The organism is Marixanthomonas ophiurae, assembly GCF_003413745.1.
GTDB lineage: Bacteria > Bacteroidota > Bacteroidia > Flavobacteriales > Flavobacteriaceae > Marixanthomonas > Marixanthomonas ophiurae.
The window spans coordinates 265333-288504 of sequence record NZ_QVID01000002.1 but is presented as its reverse complement, the minus strand read 5'-3'; the positions used below and the strand labels follow the sequence as shown (position 1 = coordinate 288504).

Sequence of the window (23172 nt, the reverse complement as noted above, 5' to 3'; positions counted from 1 at the left end):
TTAGGCAAAGATACTATTATCTTATAGCTATTGGAGCGTATGAAAAAGATTTTACATCCTGCTACAAGTCGTGGAACAGCAAATTTTGGTTGGTTAAAAGCCAAGTATTCTTTCAGTTTTGGTAACTATTTTAATCCAGACCGTCTTCAATTTGGTAAACTTCGTGTTTTAAACGATGACCAAGTTGAGTCTGCTATGGGTTTTGGTAAACATCCCCATAAGAATATGGAAATTGTAACCATTCCGCAATCGGGTGCTTTAAAGCATCAAGATTCGATGGGAAATAGCGGTATTGTCAAATCTGGCGATATTCAAGTAATGAGTGCAGGGACTGGAGTTGAGCATAGCGAAGTTAATGCCAGCACTACTGAACCTGTTACCTTGTTTCAAATTTGGGTTATACCCGATAAAGAAGACGTTTCCCCACGTTATGATCAGAAAAAAATCGCTCCTTTACTGAAGGATAATTCATTTAGCACCATTGTTAAACCTAAGTCTGAAGCTCAAGAAAACGAGCTATGGATACACCAACAAGCCTTTTTTAGTATTGGTACATTTTCAGAAAAAACTGAAACTTCCTACTCATTATATAACAAATCCCACTGTGTGTACGTTTTTGTAATAGACGGCACCATTCTTGTTGATAATGAAACACTTAACAAACGTGATGCCATAGGAATATGGGATACAGACACGATTAGTATAACTGCGAATGGAAACAGTCGCGTGTTACTTATTGAAACACCAATGAACTAAATTTAAAAAAATAACTCCCATGATTGAAGATGTAGAGATTACCGACAACGAATTTTTAAGACAATTCGAATTGGAAATTGGAGATAATATGGCCCGAATAGAATATGCACTTCAAGACCGTAAAATTTTCCTAACTAAATATGATATGCCCGAAGACTTAGAAGACCAAGGTTTTCGTGATATTTTTATTAAAGCTGTTTTTGATGAAGTAAAGGACCGCGGTATCAGCTTGGTTCCTACTAGCCCTGAAATAGCGGGTTTTATGCGTAAAAACAGAAGAAAGTATAGAGATTTATTACCTGTAGGTATTAGTATCTAGCTTGCAATCGCTTTTTCATTTACAAACTCAAAACGCACTAACCCATCTTCGCCAATTTCGGTAAGTTGAATGGTATGCAACGTATTAACTAACTCTGGATTCCAAGGAGTTTTTACTTTCACATAATTTTCAGTGAACCCGTGTATGTAGCCTTTTTTATTTTCGCCTTCAAATAGAACCGTTCGTGTGCTATCTAATTGACTTTCATAAAAAGCTCTCCTTTTTTTAGCTGAAAGACCACGTAGCATTTTACTTCGCTTTTTACGTATTTTCGTAGGCACAACACCGTCCATTTCAGCGGCTGGGGTATTGTCTCGTTCTGAATAGGTAAAAACGTGTAAATAGGAAATATCCAATTCATTTAAAAATTGATAAGTTTCTAGAAAACGTTCTTCTGTTTCACCAGGAAAACCTACAATTACATCTACTCCTATACACGAATGTGGCATCACTTTTTTAATGCGTTTTACCCTATCTACATAGAGTTCACTCATATAACGGCGGCGCATTAGCTTCAATAAATCATTGCTTCCACTTTGCAATGGTATGTGAAAATGGGGTACAAAAGTGTTTGAATCAGCAACAAAATCTATCGTTTCATTTTTCAAGAGATTAGGTTCTATGGAAGAAATACGCAAGCGTTCAATTCCAGAGACTTCATCCAAGGCTTCGCATAATTCAAAAAAAGTATGTTCGTGCTTTTTATTACCAAACTCCCCTTTTCCGTAGTCGCCAATGTTTACACCGGTTAAAACGATTTCCTTAATTCCTTTTTCTGAAATTTCAGCAGCATTTTTAAGTACATTACCCAAGGTATCACTTCTAGAAATTCCTCTTGCTAACGGAATGGTACAATACGTACATTTATAATCGCAACCATCTTGTACTTTTAAAAAAGCACGGGTACGATCACCAATAGAATACGAACCAACATAGAAATCTGCTTCGTCTATTTCACAAGAATGCACTTCTCCAAAGTCATTTTTAGAAAGGTCATTTAAATAATCGGTAATTTTAAATTTTTCGGTAGCTCCTAACACTAAATCAACTCCGTGAACATCGGCTAATTCTTCAGGTTTCAGTTGCGCATAACAACCTACGGCGGCCACAAAAGCATCAGGGTTTACTTTTTGTGCCTTTTTTACAATGGTTTTAAAACGCTTATCTGCATTTTCGGTCACACTACACGTGTTAATGACATAGATATCAGCTTTTTCAGAAAAATCTACCCGGCTAAACCCTTCGTCTTTAAAGTTTCTAGCTATGGTAGAGGTTTCACTAAAATTAAGCTTACAACCTAATGTATAAAATGCGACTTTTTTTGTAGCGTTCATTCTTGTATTTTTGGCAAACGTGGGCGCAAAAATACAAACTATTATCGTTTCGTGAAAATCTATGCAACAACTATCAAATTCAGTAATACACAGACTATCAATAATTTGCATGATAGTATTGTTTTCTTCATGTTCAAGTGACACGAATAATGAAAAAGATCATTTAGTTTTTAGATATAACGAGCACAGCAACATTAGTTCACTAGACCCTGCTTTTGCTAGAAATCCCCAAAATATTTGGCCTACAAATCAACTATTCAACGGTTTGATTCAATTGGACGATTCGCTAAACATTAAACCTGACATTGCGAAACATTGGGAAGTAAACGACAGTACAAATACCTATACATTTCATTTACGAGACGATGTTTATTTTCATAAAAACAAATGTTTTGGTAGCGACTCGACGAGAACGGTTACCGCAGACGATTTTGTATTTAGTTTTGACCGTTTAACTGATGAAGATGTTGCTTCTCCCGGAAGTTGGGTAATGAGCACGGTTGAAAGCTATAAAGCTAAAAATGACACCACGTTAGTCATTCAATTAAAACAACCCTTTCCCGCTTTTTTAGGGTTGCTATCGATGCGGTACTGCTCGGTAGTTCCAGAAGAAGCCGTTAATTTATATGGAAGTGAATTTAGAAGTCACCCCGTGGGTACTGGACCATTTCAATTTAAAATATGGGAAGAAAATGTAAAATTGGTGCTTCGGAAAAATCCATTTTATTTTGAAACCGATGCAAAAGGAGATCAACTTCCCTATTTGGAAGCGGTCGCCATTACTTTCTTGCCCGATAAACAAAGTGAATTTTTAGAGTTTGCTCAGGGAAAGCTGGACTTTATTTCAGGATTGGATAATTCGTATAAAGACGAAATAATTACTACCCAAGGGAAGCTTCAGAAAAAATATGAGGAACATGTAAACCTAATTACAACTCCTTACCTGAACACAGAATATTTAGGTTTTTTTATGGAAACTGAAACTCCTGAAATTAACTCAAAAATATTGCGCCAAGCAGTAAATTATGGTTTTGATCGTCAAAAAATGGTGACGTATCTACGAAACGGAATGGGCACGCCTGCTACACATGGATTTATCCCTAAAGGATTACCGGGTTTTGCATCCATAAAAGGATATGATTACAATCCTGAAAAAGCGCGAGAGCTTATAGAACAATACAAGATTAATACTGGAGACACCCAGCCCGAAATAACTATTGGCACCAATAGTCAATATTTAGATATTTGCGAGTATATACAACGGGAACTTGAAAAAATAGGAATAGCAGTGGAGATCGATGTGATGCCGCCATCTACCTTACGCCAAATGAAAAGTAGCGGTGAGCTAGATGTTTTTAGAGCTAGCTGGATTGCAGATTACCCCGATGCTGAAAACTATCTTTCATTATTTTATAGTGAAAATTTCACTCCCAACGGCCCCAATTATACACACTTTAAAAGCATTGTTTTTGATAGTTTGTATGAAAAATCATTGACCATCTCAGATATTGAAAAAAGAAAACAACTTTACATAAAAATGGACTCCATCGTGGTTACAGAAGCACCTGTAGTCCCTTTATTTTATGATGTAGCCATACGGTTTGTAAGTAAAAAGGTATCCGGTTTAGGCATCAACCCACAGAATTTTTTAGTTTTGAAGCGAGTTAAGAAATTAAAATAATTTTTATTATGGGTTTTGGGGGTTCGGCTCTAACAATGATGCAAACGCTTAAAAACAATGCAAAGCAACTTGCAAAGCGTAAAAGGTATTTTGATAAAAACAAAGCTTCTTATAGTACTTACGGAAAATTTGTAGACCATAAAAAAATGAGTCCGGAACAATTTGCTGCCTTTCAAAAACAACTAAAAGAAGATAACGCAAAAAACAGACGCAGATTATTATTGGTTTTTAGCGCTGTTATGCTACTTATTCTTGTAGTAATAATTTACTTTTTATTCTTCTATGAAATGGCTCCTGCAAAACCTATTAAATTTTAGCTACGTCGCCACTTAGCAGTTTCTTCAAAAACATGCTCTAAAATTTTGGCATCTGCTTCAAGAAACTCAACCTTTCTTCTTGCCATCACCACTTTGGCCACTTCAAACGCTTTATTGGTTTTGTAGGTAGTCATGCCGCCGCTTCCACCCCAACTAAAACTTGGAACAAAATTACGTGGAAATCCGCTTCCGAAGATATTAGCACTCACCCCAACCACTGTTCCTGTATTAAACATAGTATTAATACCACATTTGCTGTGGTCTCCCATCATTAAACCACAAAACTGTAGACCCGTTTTAGCAAAACCTTCAGTTTCGTAATCCCATAAACGGACTTCAGCATAATTATTTTTTAAATTGCTGTTGTTTGTATCAGCACCTAGATTACACCACTCTCCGATTACGGCATTTCCTAAAAAGCCATCGTGACCTTTATTAGAATACCCCATAATAACGGAATTATTAAGCTCCCCGCCTACTTTACTATGTGGACCAATGGTACAACCTGTGTAAATTTTAGCATTCATTTTCACTGTAGCATGATCGCAAAGTGCAAAAGGTCCACGAATCATAGAACCTTCCATAATTTCAGCATCTTTACCAATATAAATAGGACCTTCGGTAGCATTTAAAGAACATAAAGGAAGTTTGGCCCCTTCTTCAATAAAAATTTGCTCTTTATTAAAAGTAACTGTCATTTCCGGGATGGGCTGCGACTCTCTGTCTTTGGTAATAAGTTTGAAATCGTGTTTTATAGCTTCATGGTTTTTCGAAAAGATATCCCACGTATGCTCTATCCGAAATATATCATCGGCACTATACTGAACAATATCATACGATTCAAAGTCTACTTCTTGTCCTTCTAAAGTAAAAAATGCAACTGGTTCATCATTATAAAAAATTGCCTGATTTTCAGAAAGACCTTTCACCGTTTTCACTAAATTTTCTGAAGGAATGAAAGAAGCATTGATGAAAATATTCTGCTCCATTTCAACCATAGGATACTTTTCTGATAGATAATCTTCCGTTACCGTAGTTGTAGTAAAGCCCAAGAGTTTTTCCCATTTTTCACGAATGGTCAATATGCCGATGCGTATGTCTGCCACCGGACGGGTAAAAGTAAATGGAAGTAATTGATTGCGTACCGTGCCGTCAAAAAGGATGTAGTTCATGTTCGGTTGTGGATTTTGAGTTGTCGGTTATTGACAATGTTTTTATTGCAAAGTAAATATACAAATCAAAAGTAAGGTGGTTGAGTGATTTTTCAATTTTGCAGTAGCAAACTTGAAAAATTGTATTGAAACTACCGATTTAAAAGTAAACAAATAAAAAAAAGCCCTCGAAAAATCGAAGGCTCCTTATATCTTATATATCGTATCAAAAAAAGATTACTCGCTATCTTTAGCTTCCTCTTTTTTAGGTGATTTTTTGAATTTTGCGTATTTGTTTTTAAACTTATCAATACGTCCAGCAGTATCAAGTAATTTAGCTTTACCTGTGTAGTAAGGATGAGAAGTTCTAGATATTTCCAGTTTTACCAATGGGTATTCTGCACCGTCAACCTCTATCGTCTCTTTTGTCTCTGCAGTAGATTTAGTTAAAAAAACATCGTCGTTTGACATATCTTTAAAAGCAACTACTCTATAATTTTCAGGATGGATACCTTTTTTCATCTTGTTATCTTTTTAATAGGGTCTCAATTTTGAGAATGCAAATTTAATTATTTTTAATAAACAGACAATACTAATTAGATTTTTTTTGAAAAGAAAATCAATCTTTCATCCAAAATTACATAGATTGTATATTTCAGAAAAATAAACCGTAACAATTTACTACTTTTGTTAACTAACTAATCAAACCTGCCTACCAATAATTGGAGGCTCAAACTTCTTGAAAATGGAAAATCAAACCGCATCAGTTAAAAAAATTGGCCTTAATTATGGTCTTATTCTTGCCCTATTAACTATAGGTGTCTCTGTTATTGTTTATGTACTGGGGATGCATTTAGAACAGCCTTGGTGGCAATCTGTATTGAACTTTATATTTATGACAGTATGCATTGTATATGGTTTAAAAGCTTTTAAGAGTGGAAGTGGCGGATTTATGTCTCTTGGTGATGCTCTTAAAACAGGTCTTTTAATTTCACTTATTGCAGGAGTTATAGGCTCTATTTTCACCTATTTATTTATAACTGTTATCGAACCTGATTTTATTCCTCAAATGCTCGATGCTACCCAAGAAAAAATGATTGAGCAAAATCCTAATATGACTCAAGAACAAATGGACATGGCCATGGGAATGACAGAAAAGTTTATGAGTCCGTGGATTATGTTCGCAATGGGAATGATTGCTTCACTTTTCTTCGGATTTATCATTTCATTAATTTCAGGTTTAATAATGAAACAAAACCGCCCAACCTACGAATAAAAACAATACATGAACTTATCTATCGTCATTCCACTTCTTAACGAAGAGGAATCCATAAAAGAACTCTATCATTGGATTGCAAAGGTTATGCAATCCAATGGTTTTTTATACGAACTCATATTTATAGACGATGGTAGTACAGACAGTTCTTGGAAGAAAATTGACGAATTGGCACGCGAACACAAAGAAGTAAAAGCCATTCGGTTTTTAAAAAACTTCGGAAAATCGCAAGCCTTGCATGCTGGTTTTGCTCTTGCTATTGGCGATGTAGTAATCACAATGGATGCCGATTTACAAGATAACCCAGAAGAAATACCAGAACTTTATAAAATGATTACTGAGGATGGTTTAGACTTGGTTTCTGGTTGGAAAAAGAAGCGATATGACTCGGTTGTTTTTAAAAACATGCCTTCTAAGCTGTTTAATTTTGCAGCTCGAAAAACTTCGGGTGTCAAATTACACGATTTTAACTGCGGTTTAAAAGCTTACAAAAATGACGTAATTAAAACCATTGAAGTTACTGGCGAAATGCATAGGTATATCCCAGTATTGGCCAAAAACTCTGGTTTTAACAAGATAAGTGAAAAAGTAGTGAAGCACCAAGCTCGAAAATATGGCACGACCAAGTTTGGAGCCGAACGCTTTGTTCGTGGTTTTCTTGATTTAATTACCATTTCCTTTTTATCACGTTTTGGTAAACGACCTATGCACCTTTTTGGAGCTTGGGGAGCCTTTATGTTGTTTGTAGGCTTTTGCTTTGCCTTATACTTAGGAATAGACAAATTATTTATTCATAAACAAGCACGCCTTTTGGCTCAACGTCCGGAGTTTTTTATTGCTTTAACCGCTATGGTTTTGGGAACCCAACTTTTCCTAGCAGGATTTTTAGGTGAATTAATTTTGCGCAGCAAGAAGAATTCAAAAAACTACACTATTAAAGAACACCGAAACGTTAAAGAATAACGAATTGGTTTCCTTATTTTTGCACTTTTAATTGTACCGAATGATTTACGTAGACCCTACTATATTAGAGCGCGTCAACAAATGGCTTACTCCTTTTTTTGATGCTAAAACACAAAAATCCATTAAAGAAATGATTGCCCACGACCCAGAAGGGCTGGAAGATAGTTTTTATAAAAACTTGGCTTTTGGTACTGGTGGCATGCGCGGCATTATGGGGGCGGGTGATAACCGAATTAATAAATACACCCTAGGGAAAAATACCCAAGGACTTTCCAATTATTTAAAAGAACAGTTCCCAGACCAGACGATAAAAGTTGCGATTGCGTACGATTGTCGTCATAATAGTAAAGAGTTGGCGCAAGTGGTTGCGAATGTGTTTTCGGCTAATGGCATTAAAGTATTTCTTTTTTCAGATTTACGGCCTACGCCGGAGCTTTCTTTTGCAGTAAAGCATCTCAATTGCCAATGTGGGATTGTATTAACCGCTTCTCATAACCCACCAGAATATAATGGCTATAAAGTATATTGGGAAGATGGTGGGCAATTGGTGCCACCACAGGATGGCGAAATTATCGCTAAAATAAATTCGTTGGAATATTCAGATATTAATTTTGAAGCCATTTCAGAAAACATCAAACTAATAGATGCTGAAGTAGATGATACTTTTGCTGCTGCGTCCATTAAAAATGGTAGTTTTAATACTTCAGAAAAAGCTAAAGACAATTTAAAAATTGTTTTCACATCACTTCACGGAACTTCCATTACTATGATTCCAAGGGTTTTGGAAGAAGCTGGATATAAAAATGTAACTGTTGTAGAAGAACAAGCCAAACCTGATGGCGATTTCCCAACCGTACAATCACCTAATCCAGAAGAACCAGCCGCATTAAAAATAGCTTTGGAATTAGCAGAAAAACAAGGAGCAGACATTGTAATAGGAACCGACCCCGATTGTGACCGTTTGGGTATTGCCGTGCGGAACAACAAAGGAAAAATGACTTTACTGAACGGCAATCAAGCCATGGTACTAAAAACTCACTTTTTGTTGGAACAATACAAACAAGCAGGGAAATTAAATGGCACACAGTTTATAGCCTCTACGGTGGTTTCTACTCCAATGATGCAGAAATTAGCTGAGAACTATCAAGTAATCTACAAAGAAGGCCTTACCGGCTTTAAGTGGATTGCAAAAATGGTAAAAGACTTCCCGGAACTTGAATTTATTGGCGGTGGTGAAGAGAGCTTCGGTTTTATGGTTGGTGATTTTGTACGCGATAAAGATGCGGTGACCGCTACTCTACTCGCCTGTGAAATTGCAGCCCAGAAAAAAGAAGCCAGCAGTAGTATGTTTGAATACCTTCAATCTATTTATAAAGAATACGGCACCTATCACGAGCATTTGGTTTCCTTGGTTAAAAAAGGGAAAAAAGGAGCTGAAGAAATTTCAGAAATGATGAAAACCCTTCGTGAAAAACCGTTTACTGAAATAGCCGGAAGCAACGTAATTCGCTTTGAAGATCTTCAGAAACAAGAAGCTGTAACATTTCCTTCTAAAAGGAAAGCCAAATTAGACATTCCGAAATCGAATGTGTTAATTTATTACACCGAAGACGGTAGTAAAATTGCGATGCGTCCCAGTGGGACAGAGCCCAAGATTAAGTTCTACATGAGTGTGAGCACAAAGTCCACAGGAGATGATGCTGTTACACAATTACAACATAAAATTGATACCATTAGTACACACTTAAACATAAGCTAGTAGTGAAATACTTTAAAAAAATACTCCGTTTTGCACGACCTTATAAAGGGTATGCATGGATGAATATAATTTCAAACGTTTTTTATGCGTTGTTTGGCACCTTGGCATTTGTTTCGCTTATGCCGATGCTGAAAGTATTGTTCGGAAATTCAGAAAAAGTTTCTAAAATACCGGAATATACAGGGATTACTGAAATTGGAGGCTATTTAGAAAGTTACTCTAATTATTACATCAACCAAAAAATTGAAGCTACAGGAGAGTTAAACGCTCTCATGATTATGATTTCGCTAGTAATCGGTACTTTTTTATTAAAAAACCTATTCGGTTATTTGGCGATGTATTTTATTACTTATTTGCGTAACGGTGTGCTAAAAGACCTTCGGAATGCATTATACAAAAAAACAATAGACCTACCAGTTTCTTTTTATTCAGAAAAACGAAAAGGAGACACCATTGCCCGTATAACGAGTGATGTATTGGAAATACAGCATTCATTTCTATCTATTTTAGAGTTAATTGTACGCGAACCCTTAATGATCCTTTTTACCATTATCGCGATGTTGGTTATAAGTCCACAGTTAACGTTGTTTGTTTTTATCTTTATACCGGTTTCCGGGTTGATTATTTCACGTATTGGTAAAAGCCTGAAACGAAAATCGGACAACGTGCAAAAGGAACAAGGAATGTTTTTGAGTATTTTGGAAGAAACCCTTGGCGGACTTAAAATTATCAAAGGTTTTAACGCCGAACGTATTTTTAACCGAAAGTTTAACGATTCTACCTCACGGTTTTATAAGTTTTCAAACTCTTTAATCAATAGACAGAATCTTGCTTCGCCTACCAGCGAATTTTTGGGGATTGTGGTCATTGCCATTTTATTGTGGTACGGAGGTTCTATGGTGTTAGTAGAAGGAACCCTAGAACCCGAACAATTTATTGTTTTTATGGGTCTTGCATATAACATTCTTACTCCTGCAAAGGCAATTAGCAAAGCAAGTTATGGGGTTAAAAAGGGAAATGCCGCTGCCGAACGTGTTCTGGAAATTTTAGAAACGGAATCTACCATTCAAGATATTCCCAATGCTATGGAGAAAGAAGGTTTTAACAATAAAATTGAAATAGATAACATTTCATTTAAATATGAAGATGACTATGTACTCCATGATTTTTCGTTAACCGTTCCTAAGGGCCATACTGTAGCGCTAGTAGGACAAAGTGGAAGTGGAAAAAGCACCATCGCTAATTTACTTACGCGTTTTTACGATGTAAACGAAGGATCTATAACCGTAGATGGGTATGACATTAAAACCATCTCACAGAAATCGTTGCGCAGCTTATTAGGACTAGTAACTCAAGACTCTATCTTGTTTAATGATACTATTAAGGAAAACTTATTGGTCGCCAAGGAACACGCTACTACCGAAGAAATTGAAGACGCCTTAAAAATAGCCAACGCCTGGGAGTTTGTTAAAGATTTACCTAAAGGAATTGACACCAATATTGGTGATAGCGGTAATAAATTAAGTGGTGGCCAAAAACAACGGTTGAGCATCGCAAGAGCCGTACTTAAAAACCCACCTATAATGATTCTGGATGAAGCTACTTCGGCTTTAGATACCGAGAGTGAACGTCTGGTACAGGACGCATTAGAGAAAATGATGAAAAACCGTACGTCTGTTGTTATAGCGCATCGGTTATCAACCATTCAAAATGCCGATAAAATTGTTGTTCTCTCCAAAGGAAAGATTGTAGAACAAGGAAAGCATACTGAACTATTAGCAAAAAAAGGTGTCTACCACAGTTTAGTTGAAATGCAATCTTTAGCCTAATTAAGCTAAACACATATAGAAACACAAAAAAGAGCGGTTGGGGAACCGCTCTTTTTTAGTTTTAATCACCATATTTGGGGCACATGGTGATTACATAAGTAAGTTATTTGATTCAAATATATATTCTTTTTTTAATTCCACCAAGAAAATATGTATTTAATCTTGATTATTTACACTTTATCGATTATTTCGTTTTGATAATTATTTATTTTCCTACAATAAAAATAGTACGAACTTCGACGTTTCAAAAAAATAAAAAAACGGGCCAGCCCCCGCTTAGACCCGTTTTTAACTCATTTTTGCTATACTTGAGGCTTATAACAAAAACACACACATAAGTAGTGTTCCTCAAAATTAGTAATTATTTTCCTACAAAAAAACTATTTACGCTTTTTATCGTTAATATTTGTTTTTAATCGATTTTTATAATTAATAATAGTAATTTGAAAAAGGTAGCCTTACAATTAAACCTTTTACACTTAAAAGTGTCAAAATTAATAAATAACTATTTTTTTGGTAACAGAAAACGATTTAGTCACTGCTTTACAAAACGATAAGCAAAAAGAAGCTGCTTTTAGGGAACTCGTGTCTCAATATAAAGAACAGCTGTATTGGCATATTCGTAAAATAGTATTGAATCATGATGATACCGATGATGTATTGCAAAACACATTCATCAAAATTTATAAAAATATTCATTCATTTAAGGGTGATAGCAAAATATACACATGGATGTATCGTATTGCTACCAACGAGTCCATTACATTTATAAATAAAAGGGCTAAACGGAAGCAAATTACTTCAGAAGAAGTAAAAGAGCGTGCTATTGAAAACTTAACAAGTGATGTTTATTTTGAAGGAAAGACCATTCAAATACAACTACAAAAGGCAATAGCCACGTTACCGCCCAAACAGCAATTGGTGTTCAATATGAAATATTTTGATGAACACACCTACGATGAGCTTTCAGAAATTTTAGAAACTTCAGTAGGCGGGTTAAAAAGTAGTTATCACATTGCGGTAAAAAAAATAACTGAATATTTAAAAACACATGAGAGTGGTTTTACAACTATTTAAAACAAAAACTATTACAAAATGAAACCTTTTCGTGTTTCTATAGTCAAAAGATAAATGGACAAGCAAAAACATACATCCGGTTTTAAAGTTCCGAAGGGATATTTTGAAGCTTTTGAAGAAAACCTCTTCAAAACAATAGCTTCAGATAAAGTACCTAAGGAAACGGGTTTTGCTGCTCCAAAAGGTTATTTTGATTCGTTAGAGGAAACCATAATGCAGCACCCTGACATTTCTGGAAAAAAGACAAAAGTACGTTCGCTGTTCGCAAACAAGAATTTAAAATACGCAGTTGCAATTGCCGCCTCTATTGTGTTAGTGGTAGTATTGTTTAATCAGAACAAAACAGTCGCTTTAGATATAAACTCGGTCGATTACTTAGCTATTGAAAATTATATAAACGAAGGGGAGCTCGATTTTGATGTGTATGATGTTTCTAGCATGCTTTCAGAAAACGATAACAGTTCATTATACTATGAAACTGAAACTATTTCCGAAGAAGATATGGAAAGTTACCTTTTAGAAACTATTGATGAATCCATTTTATTAGATGAATAATATGAAAAATATACTCATTCTGTTTGTTTTAATCACCTCAGTTACCTTTGCTCAAAAAAAGGATAGAGAAGAGTGGCATAAAAAGATAAATGCCTTAAAAACCGCTCATATAACTGAAGCGTTACAATTTTCTTCTGATGAAGCAGAAAAATTTTGGCCCGTTTATAATATATATGAAGAAAAAATGCACGATTTGCATAAAACAAAGAAAAGAGAAATCTATGCAAAATTAAAAAACGGTGTAGAGTCTATGAATGACGCAGAAGCAAATACATTAATTGATAAAGAACTACAATTAGAGCAAAAAGAGCTACAATACCGAAAAGAATTGATAGCTGAGCTTAAAAAAATAATTTCTCCCGGTAAAATAATTATACTGAAAAAAACGGAAGATGACTTTAAAAAAGAACTCTTAAAACGCTATAGACAACGAAAAAATAGAAAAAAATAATAATTGGTTGGTTTTTGTTTAGCTAAAAGGGAATGTATTGTAAAATATGTTCCCTTTTACTATTTATTTAAAAATGAGCTTGGATATTTTATTTTTACCACTAGCAAAAGCAATGGAATCGTTTACAAATTCAATCGCATAAAACCCTTCTTTTGATAGCTCCTGCCACGTTTCTCCTTGGTCATTGCTGTATGATAACCCAGGCGAACCTACAGCAACAAAATCATTCCCATTTGTGTCAGGCACAAATTTAACCGACGATCGATAGCCGGGTCCTTCACCATTACTTAATAAGCTCCACGTTTTTCCACCATCAGTTGTAATTGCTTTATTGCCTTCATTGAAGTCCTTCTTGTCCCAGTCGCCCCCAAATATCACCCCTGTTTTAGCATCAAAAAAATCAACACTATAAATTCCGGTCATGGCTTTTCCTTGTACAATAGGCGTATCAAAAACTTCCCAATCCTTTCCTTTATTTTTTGAACGAAATATACGTGCTTGCTTCCCTCCTGTTGCAATCCAAACATTATTTTTATAAAGCGCTATATTACTGTTACTGGCCGCAAAAGCAGCTTCTCCTGTTTCAACCTTTGGAAGATTGTCGCAAGGGAGTTTTTGCCACGTGTTTCCACCATCTTGAGTAATAAGTATAGACAGACAGCCATCAATTGGGTCACCCATTGCAATTCCTTCTTTATTATTCCAGAATTTCATAGAGTCATAAAAAACGGTTTCTGCATTTTCGGTATATACTTCTTGAATATTAGTTGCTTCGGTTCCATTAAAACCAATTCTATACAATACGGCCGGATTTGCTATACTCAATACAAAAGCAGCAGAATCGGTAGCCGCAATGGAACGGAAATGCAATAGAGAATCTTCATATTTAATGGTTGCTAGCTTAGGTTGCTTATTATCAATGAGCCCGACAATCCCTTTATCTGCAGCAAACCATATCCTATTTTCATCCAAAGGTTCAATAGCTCTAATACTCAAACTGTCCACAAACACAGGTTCTATGGCAACAGATGTAAAATTTTTTGAATGATTTGATGTACAGGAGGCTAAGCCTATAAATATAAATAGAAAAGGGGAAAAGCGCATATATAAAATTTTTCGCCAAAAATAAAGAAAACAACGGGATTATAATACCTTTGCAATCCAAATTAAAGCCATGAGGTTACACCGAAATTTAGTATTTGCAACAATCGATTCCTTGCACTTAATTTTCAATGAAAATAAGCAAGCTGACAAAGTTTTAAGAGAGACTCTAAAACGTGATAAACGTTGGGGGTCTCGCGATCGAAGTTTTATTGCAGAAACCACCTACGATATTGTACGTTGGAAACGTTTATATGCTGAAATAGCAGAAGTTAAAGAACCTTTTGACCGTGCAAACCTATTCCGTCTTTTTACTGTTTGGGCAACGCTTAACGGAATTAAAATACCGGAATGGCCACAGTTTGAAAATACACCTACCCGCCGCATTAAAGGTAAGTTTGATGAATTATCAAAAATTAGAAAATACCGAGAATCCATTCCAGATTGGATGGACAAATTAGGTGAAGCTGAATTAGGTAAGAAATGGACTGCTGAAATTAGTGCTTTAAATCAATTGGCCGATGTAGTGTTACGGGTAAACCCATTGAAAGCTACTGTAAAACAGGTCCAAAACGAGCTATTCGATGCTGAAATAGAAACCGAAACCATTAATGGCTATCCGTATGCATTAAAATTGAAAGAACGTGCTAACGTGTTTATTACCGATGCATTTAAAAATGGCTGGTTTGAAGTCCAAGACGCCTCGTCTCAAAAAGTTGCAGAAGTTTTAAAACCAGAACCTGGAATGCGTGTAATCGATGCTTGTGCCGGCGCTGGTGGAAAAAGTCTTCATATTGCTTCGTTGATGGATAACAAAGGACAGGTGATTGCGCTTGATATTTATGGCAATAAACTGAAAGAACTGAAGCGTCGCGCACGCAGAAATGGAGCCCATAACATTGAAACGCGGGTAATCGACACTACAAAGGTGATTAAAAAATTAAAAGGGTCTGCTGATAAGGTTTTAATAGATGCTCCTTGTTCTGGTTTAGGTGTTTTAAAACGTAATCCAGATGCTAAATGGAAATTACAACCTGAGTTTCTAGAAAAAATAAAAAATACACAACAAGAATTGTTAACATCGTATTCAACGATGGTAAAACAAGGAGGACAATTAGTTTATGCTACGTGTTCTATTTTACCTTCTGAAAACAGCGAACAAGTTTCCACTTTTTTAAGTAGTGAAGCTGGAACTAACTTTTCATTAGTACAAGAAGAAAAAATATATGCCAGCAAATCTGGGTTTGATGGATTTTACATTGCTTTACTTCAACATAAATAAATTACAGGATGAACAAATTTTTACTTATCCCAATTCTATTTATTGTTCAAATTACGTTTGCTCAACAATCGTATTATAACGATGTGGATCTCACCCTAACGGGTCAGGATTTGTATTTTGAGCTTCAAAACAAAATTGACATTAATAACACCACCTTTACTTATGGTGATATAAGGGACGTAGTAAAAATTACGGACGAAGATCCTTTAACCAACTCCAATGTGTTGCTTATTTACGGATATGATGACAGTGATGGCAATTGCACTACGGACAGGAGCCGAGATAAAGACGATTTTGGAGGAGGAAATTGTGAATATAATAGAGAGCACACTTTTCCGCGGTCTTTGGCCAATCCACCTATGCCCAATAATGGCAATAATACTGTCGGTATCGGCGCTGATCCGCAAAACCTGCGCCCATCTGATGTGCAAGCCAATGGAAATCGTGGCAATAAGAAATTTATCACCGGAAGTGGAAATGCTGGTTCGGTAAGCAGTTCTTGGTACCCTGGCGATGAATGGAAAGGAGATGTAGCCCGTATTATGATGTATATGTACACACGATATGGCGACCGTTGTTTACCCTCTTTAGTTGGAAATGGAGCCACTCAAGGATCAACTGATATGCTTGAACTATTTTTACAGTGGAACGTTGATGACCCTGTAAGTGAGTTGGAAGATCAACGAAACCCATATTTAGAAGATGAATATGGCAATAGAAACCCTTTTATAGACAATCCTGTATTGGCAACAATTATCTGGGGTGGCCCACAAGCAGAAGACCGATGGGGACTATTGTCTTTTCAAGATTTTTCAGCTAATGCTCTAAACCTATATCCTAACCCTGCTTCAGAAAAAATTTGGGTTCAATCAACAACAGCTTTTCAAGCAAAAAGCTATGTGCTTTTTGATTTAACGGGTAGAAAAGTGCTTGAGCAAACAGCTACGCAAGAAAATTTCATTAATGTTTCAGCTTTTAAAAGCGGTATGTATTTATTGCAAGTTACTTCTTCAGAAAAAAGAATCACTAAAAAAATTATTGTAGAGTAACTGTTACATACAGTTAATTGAAAATTAAAAAGCGTCCCTGGATTTAGGGACGCTTTTGTAGTTTATAAAAGGATTATTTTACTGAACAATCAAACGTTTAACAGTACTAAATTCATTATTGTACAGTTTAACCAAGTACATACCAGAAGCTACGCTTGCAAGATTTACAGTAGTTTTGTAGCCATCATTGCTATTATCCATATTACCAGCAGTTATTTTTTGACCCAAGGTATTGAACACCTCATAATTAATTGTACCAAAATCGGTTGTGGTATTGAATGAAACCTCATAGATTTTATTAGATACACGATATATTAATACATCGGTATTGTTAAATTCCTGTTGTCCCACAGCCAAATTAGGATCAGTAATGGTCACTGTATAATCTTCGGTTTCACCCCAAGTAAAATCAATACAAGGATCTGCCGTAGTGTCCTCAGTTTCTGAGTATCCAGCTCGAACACGTAATAAGTGTGTTCCTAATAAAGCTTGATCATCGGGAATAGCTATAGATACTGTTACTTCTTCTCCTGCGTTAGGTATAGCTACATCTTCAATAAGCAGTTCGTCACTATCAAAAACAGAGTTATCATTATAATCAATCCACAAAGAAAAGATTTGACTAATAAAACCTGAGGCAATTGTAACTTCTACAGTTGAATCAATATCAAGTTCTGTGTTTAAATCTGTGTAGTCTCCATATCCATTTGGGGAGCACGAGGTGGTGTTGTCAATTGTACCAATTACAAAATATTCAATACCATCTCCATCACTACAATCTGCTGTTGGAAGACATTGCAGGTTTTCAACAGTTACCTGAAAAGCATCGTTATCGGTATTTTGATCTGAACTTAGATTTGTCTGTGCGTCAATTTCATAAGTACCTAATATGGAAAGGTCTGCTGTTTCAGAAAAACTAAAATCAACTTCTTCTTGAGAGTCTATAGTACCTGTGAAGGTTTCGACAACTGGCGTATCGCCATCTAGGGAATATTGCACATCGAAATTAGATTGTGGATTATCGCCAAAATTTGTAATGGTTACAGTCACGGTTTCTATACCCAACCCTTCTCCGGATTCTGGTGCAGGAACGGCTGTTATTCCTACATCATCTCCTAAATAATGAGTAGCATCTTTAGTAAAACCGTCGTTGTCTGTAAATTCATCGCCGCTTAAAACGGTTTTGGCCTCAATCGTGTATGTATCCCCTTCGTTTGAAAGATCTACGGTTTGACTAAAACTATACGTTCCTGTTTCATTTGGGTTTATCGTACCTGTAAAAGTTTCGGAAGCTTCAAGGGTTCCATTAACACGTAATTCTAAAGGAATATTAGATTGTGCATCTGCACCAAAGTTACGAATAACAACTTCTACAGTTTCGGCATTAGTCAATATCCCGCTTTCTGGTGCTGTAATATTATTCACCCCTACATCATTAGCAAAACCTCCAGATAGGCTAAAAGAAGCTACACGCGTAGTCCAAAAGTTATTAGATGCAAAATATTCCGCAGTATGCCAGAATGTAAAGTTATCTGGATCCATTGTTAAGTGTGAATAATCTCCAAATCGATTTGTATTTGATTGTACTCCAACACCATCTATTATGGTAGTTTCGGCTACAGTCATTTCGCCCAATGGATCTCCATTAAAGCGACCAGTATATCGAATTCCCGCTGGTAAAGTAGGGCTAGCTATGTTAAAGCCTATACCTATGTTCCCAGCTGCATCCATTGCAGCACTTCCCATAAAACGGCTATTGCCGTCTGCTGGTGCATACGTGCCTTCTTGAAAAATGGACCAATCGTTAGAGGCATCATTACGGAGCTCTATCCAACGAATACCCGAGGTATCATTGCCATCTACATCTACATTAAAAGTAATTACCCAAGAATTATGGCTGCCAAAACTACGATAATTAGCGGCATAGGAGATTACCCCTCCAATCATATCGATTTTTTGATTTGTTCCAGGCTGTCCTACATCTCCTGTTCCAAAGGGTGCAAAAGTAGCTTCAAAAGGGGTTGTTGGTATTTCAAGCGGTGATGATATGGTTGAGTTTGAAGTAGTACTCCAATCCAATTCAATCTCCCAAACTTTTAAGTGATCGAAAGTTACTCCAGACCAACCATCATCTTGTAAGTACACTATATATCCAGGCACATCTGCAGGAAAGGAAGTACCGGTTAAATTAGCAGGTTCTGGACTAAATACTGTATCTGGATTATTGGTTACACCAGGGAGATTAAATCCTATAATTTTAGGTTCCGGATCTCCAGCTAGTAATGCATCACGTTCTAAAGCGTAGGTAGTATTTCCTGAAAACTTATTAGCAGTTAGGTAATAAGCATCCGGCCAAACAGAGTAATGTGGATAATCTGGAAAAGCATCTAATGGAAACTCATATACATTGTATGAACCTGTTGGATCAGAGGTTTCAGAAACTCCTATAATAAGGCTATCATTACCTGTATCAAACTGGCTTACAAAAAAGCGATCTGCCAATTGATCGTACAATACAATTGGATCTCCACTGTTATTACCTGATCCTAAAAAGTCTCCTAAAAAAGTAGGCCCCGCCAAAAGGCTCCCGGACTTATCAAATATTTTTACCACTAAATTTACAGCATGAACATAGTGATTTGGTCCTACTGCCCCTGTAGGGTCTGGGGGTGTTGCTTGACCTTCTGAGGCATCGGCACCATCAAAATTTTGTTCGATTGCCTTAGTGGTAACACCACCAAACTTTTTTTGTGCTAAGCCATCACCGTCCAAAGGAAGAGCATTTTCATTCGTCTTTCTATTTGCACGCAATCTATTTTGAATGATTTTAAGGTTGCTGGTTTCTTCTTTTTCAATAGTTGTCCTTACGGGCATATCACGTAAAGGAATAGTTTTTTTAACAAATTTACCAGTAGCAATTACGTCTGGCTCATGGACGTCCTGAGCAAAAGTAGCATAAGTGCAAAAAAAAGTAAATAAGAGTAGTAAATTTTTAATTTTCATACGATTATTTTAATGTTCTTAATTTTTCACAATATACTATTAAAAAATCAAAGAAGTTAAGGTTTAAAAGCTGGTATAAGTTGTTATAGTTTTAAAATTGTGTTTTTAAACAAAAAAACCTGTGAAAAAATTCACAGGTTTTTTATTAAAGATATTAAGTTTTAAAAAAGCTATTCTTACTCAACAATAATCCTTGCTGTTTTATAACTTGTAGTAGAAATTCCACCCATCTTCAAGATATAAACACCACTTGAAACTTTGGACATATCTAGAGAAGCTTTGTATGTGTTTCCTTCTTTAGACACTGATTTATTCATCGCTACTTCCTGTCCAAGTGTATTGAAAATTGATAAATACACACCACCATCAAAAGTGGTAGACAATGTAACATCATATTTATTGTTTCCTAAAGTAGTAACAATCAATTCAGAATCTGAAATTTTAAAATCGTTTACGCCAAGGCTTCCAATATTCACTGTGTAATCTTCTACTTCACCAACACCGTCATCAATACATCCATTTGGAACAGCAGAGTCTCTGCTACTTCTAACCCTCATAATATGTTCTCCAAGGGGAGCATCAGAAGGAATAATCAAGTCTAATGTTTCGGTATAAGAACCTGCAGTTTCACCAGGAGCAATTTCGAAATTAGGAACTACCACTTCGTTTCCTGCAAAGTTAAAGTCATCATTAAAATCTATCCAAACCTTTACATTTTGGCTTCCATAACCAGTTGTAAGAGTAATATCATTGGTACTTCCTGGGTCAAGATTTGCTATCTGGCTTCTAAAATCACCATAGCCCTCGCAACCTGAAACGTTGTTTATTTCTGCAATTGAAACTAATTGGAACCCGTCTCCAAGAATACAGAATAATTCTGGCTGGCAAATCAAGTTTTCAATAATAACAGTAACGGAGTCGTTTGAAGCCTGCTCATCTCCAGATAAATTGGTAGTAGCAGTTATTTCATATTCCTTCAATTCTGTAAAGTTTACCTGTTCTGTAAAATCAAAGCTAGCAGTTTCTCCAGAATCAATTGTTCCAGTAAAAGTTTCTACTACCGGTGCTTCACCATCCACACTGTATTGAACATCAAAATTAGATTGTTGGTTAGCACCAAAATTTTGAATTTCTATAGTAACAGTTTGCATTCCCAAACCATTTCCAGTTTCTGGAGACGTAATAGCTAATGCTCCAACATCTTCAGCAAATAAACTGGTTACATCTTTAGAAATTCTATCATTACCTTCAAATTCATCTCCAGACAAATCAGTAGCAACTTCTATAGTATAGGTCTGCGACTGGTTTGAAAGATCCAATGTCTCGTTAAAAGTATATGTATCTGTATCATTAGGGTTTATTGTTCCTGAAAAAACTTCGGTCGCAACTAAGTTTCCATCTAAGTAAAGTTCTAATGGAAAACCACTTTGAGGGTTAGATCCAAAATTTCTAATGGTAACTTCTACTGACTCATTGGCAGTTAAAACCCCATCTTCAGGTTCATCAATAGAGATTGCTCCTAAATCTGCAGCAAAACCTCCACTTAAACCAAATGATGCTATTTGTGTTCTCCATTGGTTTGTAGAAGAAAAATAATCTGAGGTAAACCAAAATGTAAAGTCATTTGGGTCTAAAGACATGTGCGAATAATCACCATACCTATTCGTATTGTTACGAACACCAGGACCATCAATGATAGTCGTTTCTTCTACCGTCATTTCTCCTAAAGGATCTCCATTAAACCTACCGGTGTAACGTAGAGAAACTGGTAAGTTTTCACTAGCAGTTGTATATGCCATACCAATGTTACCAGCGGCGTCCATTGCAGCACTACTCATCAAACGGCTATGACCGTCTGCGATAGAGTATGTTCCTTCTTGAAAAATTGACCAATCGCTAGAACCATCATTTCTTAATTCAATCCAACGGATACCTCCTGTTTCGTTAGCATCAATAAAGGTATTAAATGTGATTAACCATGAATTATAACTACCAAAAGATCGGTAATGAGTTGGGAATGAGATAATCCCACCGTGTCCAGCTAACCGTTGACTAGTACCTGGTTGACGAATAGCTCCGTTTCCGTTACCAAAAAGTTCGCCTGCATCAAAAGGATCGGTTGGAATTTCCAATGGTTGTGAAATTGTAGAATTCCCTATGTTGTTCCAGTCTACATCAATTTCCCAAACCTTTAAGTGATCGAAACTTATCTGACTAGTCCAACCATCATCTTGAAGATAGGTTATATAGCCTGGTGTTGAAGGATCTACATCTGTACCTAGCAAACTTACAGCTCCTGGACTTTTTACTTGATTAGGGTTTACTACAATTTGTGGTAAATTAAAAATCAAAATCTGAGGATCTGGTCCACCTACTAGCATTTCGTCGCGCTCCATCACAAATCCTTGAGTAGTTTGTCCATTTAAGTTAACTGTACCATAATATCCATCATGCCACATTCCATATTTTGGATAATCTGGAAAACCACTAAATATGTATTGGTATACATTGTAAGCACCTGTAGGGTCACTTGTTTCAGAAACACCAATGGCTAATGAGTTGTTCAATGAACCAAATTCACTTACTACCCATCGATCTGCTAATTGATCGTACATAATTATAGGATCACCAGCATTAGAATTAATACCTAAAAAAGCACTTAAACTTACAGGTCCAACTTCAAGGTTTCCTGATTTGTCAAAAATTTTCACTAATGAGTTTACTGAGTGAACGTAATGATCTGGCCCTACTGCACCAGTAGGATCAGGAGGTAAAAACCCAGATTCAGATTGTGAAACACCTATAAAGTTTTGCTCAATTTCTCTTGTTTGAATTTTTCCTTTTTCGGTTTGTAGATTGTTTATTACTGTAGTTGTCTCAACATGTTCCATAGGTGTTCTAGAGTCGTTAGGCACCATCACCTCGATAGCTTCGCTTCTTACATCACCAGGCTGAATTGTTGGGAAATCTCTTAATGGGATTGTTTTACCAAGAAAAGTTCCTGTTATTACTTCTTCTGGGGGAAATTTTTCCTGCCCAAATACGGTTGCTAAGCATAAAAAGCTAAGCATTAATAGTAGATAATTTTTTTTCATACTTTTTTAATTAAAAACGTTAAATCTTAATAGTCTGCGCAATATACTATAAAAAAAATGATTTAAAAACCCATTAAATTAGTAGGAATAGTTAATTTAACTTGGATTTTATATTGCTAATCATAATATAATCAAGAAAATAGAATAAAACAAATTCCGCTGGGTTTTTTATTT

The 23172-nt window shown here is 35.9% G+C and carries 19 protein-coding genes; 13 read left to right on the top strand and 6 right to left on the bottom strand.

Annotated elements, in window-relative coordinates; translation table 11 throughout:
- Nucleotides 1-39 precede the first annotated feature (39 nt).
- On the top strand, nucleotides 40-756 hold the full coding sequence (locus DZ858_RS11500) for a pirin family protein (RefSeq protein WP_117160426.1): 717 nt from the start codon (nucleotides 40-42) through the stop codon (nucleotides 754-756).
- Between the two features lie 19 nt (nucleotides 757-775).
- A complete protein-coding gene (locus DZ858_RS11495) occupies nucleotides 776-1075 on the top strand; it encodes a GNAT family N-acetyltransferase (RefSeq protein WP_117159812.1) in 300 nt (99 codons plus the stop codon).
- On the opposite strand, the gene mtaB is transcribed toward DZ858_RS11495, so the two are convergent.
- Nucleotides 1072-2409, bottom strand: a complete 1338-nt coding sequence (gene mtaB / locus DZ858_RS11490; RefSeq protein ID WP_117159811.1) for a tRNA (N(6)-L-threonylcarbamoyladenosine(37)-C(2))-methylthiotransferase MtaB — start codon at nucleotides 2407-2409, stop codon at nucleotides 1072-1074. The genes DZ858_RS11495 and mtaB overlap by 4 nt on opposite strands.
- A 109-nt stretch (nucleotides 2410-2518) precedes the next feature.
- Here mtaB and DZ858_RS11485 point away from each other — a divergent pair, with 109 nt between their 5' ends.
- Complete coding sequence (locus DZ858_RS11485; protein WP_239990776.1) at nucleotides 2519-4090, top strand: ABC transporter substrate-binding protein; 1572 nt, start codon at nucleotides 2519-2521, stop codon at nucleotides 4088-4090.
- Nucleotides 4091-4125: 35 nt separating this feature from the next.
- A complete protein-coding gene (locus tag DZ858_RS11480) occupies nucleotides 4126-4407 on the top strand; it encodes a hypothetical protein (protein ID WP_147309595.1) in 282 nt (93 codons plus the stop codon).
- Here the strand turns inward: DZ858_RS11480 and DZ858_RS11475 are convergent.
- Together DZ858_RS11475 and DZ858_RS11470 are read right to left on the bottom strand one after the other, a co-directional pair.
- A complete protein-coding gene (locus tag DZ858_RS11475; protein ID WP_117159808.1) occupies nucleotides 4404-5579 on the bottom strand; it encodes a GlmU family protein in 1176 nt (391 codons plus the stop codon). The two genes, DZ858_RS11480 and DZ858_RS11475, sit on opposite strands and share 4 nt — an antisense overlap.
- Before the next feature lie 216 nt (nucleotides 5580-5795).
- Entirely contained in the window at nucleotides 5796-6080 is a 285-nt protein-coding gene (locus DZ858_RS11470) for a type B 50S ribosomal protein L31 (RefSeq protein ID WP_117159807.1), read from the bottom strand.
- A 223-nt stretch (nucleotides 6081-6303) separates the two neighbouring features.
- Here DZ858_RS11470 and DZ858_RS11465 point away from each other — a divergent pair, with 223 nt between their 5' ends.
- The 7 genes from DZ858_RS11465 to DZ858_RS11435 all read left to right on the top strand — a co-directional run bounded on the left by DZ858_RS11465 (nucleotide 6304) and on the right by DZ858_RS11435 (nucleotide 13468).
- Nucleotides 6304-6834: a DUF4199 domain-containing protein gene (locus DZ858_RS11465; RefSeq protein WP_117159806.1), complete on the top strand. Its 531-nt coding sequence runs from the start codon at nucleotides 6304-6306 to the stop codon at nucleotides 6832-6834.
- 9 nt (nucleotides 6835-6843) lie between these two features.
- On the top strand, nucleotides 6844-7797 hold the full coding sequence (locus DZ858_RS11460) for a glycosyltransferase family 2 protein (protein ID WP_117159805.1): 954 nt from the start codon (nucleotides 6844-6846) through the stop codon (nucleotides 7795-7797).
- Nucleotides 7798-7837: 40 nt separating this feature from the next.
- Complete coding sequence (locus DZ858_RS11455) at nucleotides 7838-9556, top strand: phospho-sugar mutase (RefSeq protein ID WP_117159804.1); 1719 nt, start codon at nucleotides 7838-7840, stop codon at nucleotides 9554-9556.
- 2 nt (nucleotides 9557-9558) lie between these two features.
- Nucleotides 9559-11385, top strand: coding sequence for an ABC transporter ATP-binding protein (locus DZ858_RS11450; RefSeq protein ID WP_117159803.1), 1827 nt, complete (start codon nucleotides 9559-9561; stop codon nucleotides 11383-11385).
- 513 nt (nucleotides 11386-11898) lie between these two features.
- Nucleotides 11899-12462 carry an RNA polymerase sigma factor gene (locus DZ858_RS11445; protein ID WP_117159802.1) on the top strand — a complete coding sequence of 188 codons (564 nt, stop codon included), beginning with the start codon at nucleotides 11899-11901 and terminating at the stop codon, nucleotides 12460-12462.
- Between the two features lie 54 nt (nucleotides 12463-12516).
- Nucleotides 12517-13017 carry a hypothetical protein gene (locus DZ858_RS11440; protein ID WP_117159801.1) on the top strand — a complete coding sequence of 167 codons (501 nt, stop codon included), beginning with the start codon at nucleotides 12517-12519 and terminating at the stop codon, nucleotides 13015-13017.
- Nucleotides 13010-13468, top strand: coding sequence for a hypothetical protein (locus DZ858_RS11435; RefSeq protein WP_117159800.1), 459 nt, complete (start codon nucleotides 13010-13012; stop codon nucleotides 13466-13468). Before DZ858_RS11440 ends, DZ858_RS11435 begins: the two co-directional genes overlap by 8 nt.
- Nucleotides 13469-13531: 63 nt before the next feature.
- On the opposite strand, the gene DZ858_RS11430 is transcribed toward DZ858_RS11435, so the two are convergent.
- Nucleotides 13532-14572 carry a WD40/YVTN/BNR-like repeat-containing protein gene (locus DZ858_RS11430; protein ID WP_117159799.1) on the bottom strand — a complete coding sequence of 347 codons (1041 nt, stop codon included), beginning with the start codon at nucleotides 14570-14572 and terminating at the stop codon, nucleotides 13532-13534.
- Between the two features lie 70 nt (nucleotides 14573-14642).
- On the opposite strand from DZ858_RS11430, the gene DZ858_RS11425 reads away from it, so the two are divergent.
- Both DZ858_RS11425 and DZ858_RS11420 read left to right on the top strand, forming a co-directional pair.
- Nucleotides 14643-15851, top strand: a complete 1209-nt coding sequence (locus DZ858_RS11425; protein ID WP_117159798.1) for an RsmB/NOP family class I SAM-dependent RNA methyltransferase — start codon at nucleotides 14643-14645, stop codon at nucleotides 15849-15851.
- Nucleotides 15852-15859: 8 nt separating this feature from the next.
- Nucleotides 15860-16900, top strand: a complete 1041-nt coding sequence (locus DZ858_RS11420; RefSeq protein ID WP_117159797.1) for an endonuclease — start codon at nucleotides 15860-15862, stop codon at nucleotides 16898-16900.
- 78 nt (nucleotides 16901-16978) lie between these two features.
- Here the strand turns inward: DZ858_RS11420 and DZ858_RS11415 are convergent, their stop codons facing one another.
- Nucleotides 16979-19903 carry a GEVED domain-containing protein gene (locus DZ858_RS11415; protein WP_117159796.1) on the bottom strand — a complete coding sequence of 975 codons (2925 nt, stop codon included), beginning with the start codon at nucleotides 19901-19903 and terminating at the stop codon, nucleotides 16979-16981.
- A 176-nt stretch (nucleotides 19904-20079) separates the two neighbouring features.
- Nucleotides 20080-22998, bottom strand: a complete 2919-nt coding sequence (locus DZ858_RS11410) for a GEVED domain-containing protein (RefSeq protein WP_117159795.1) — start codon at nucleotides 22996-22998, stop codon at nucleotides 20080-20082.
- Nucleotides 22999-23172: the final 174 nt, after the last annotated feature.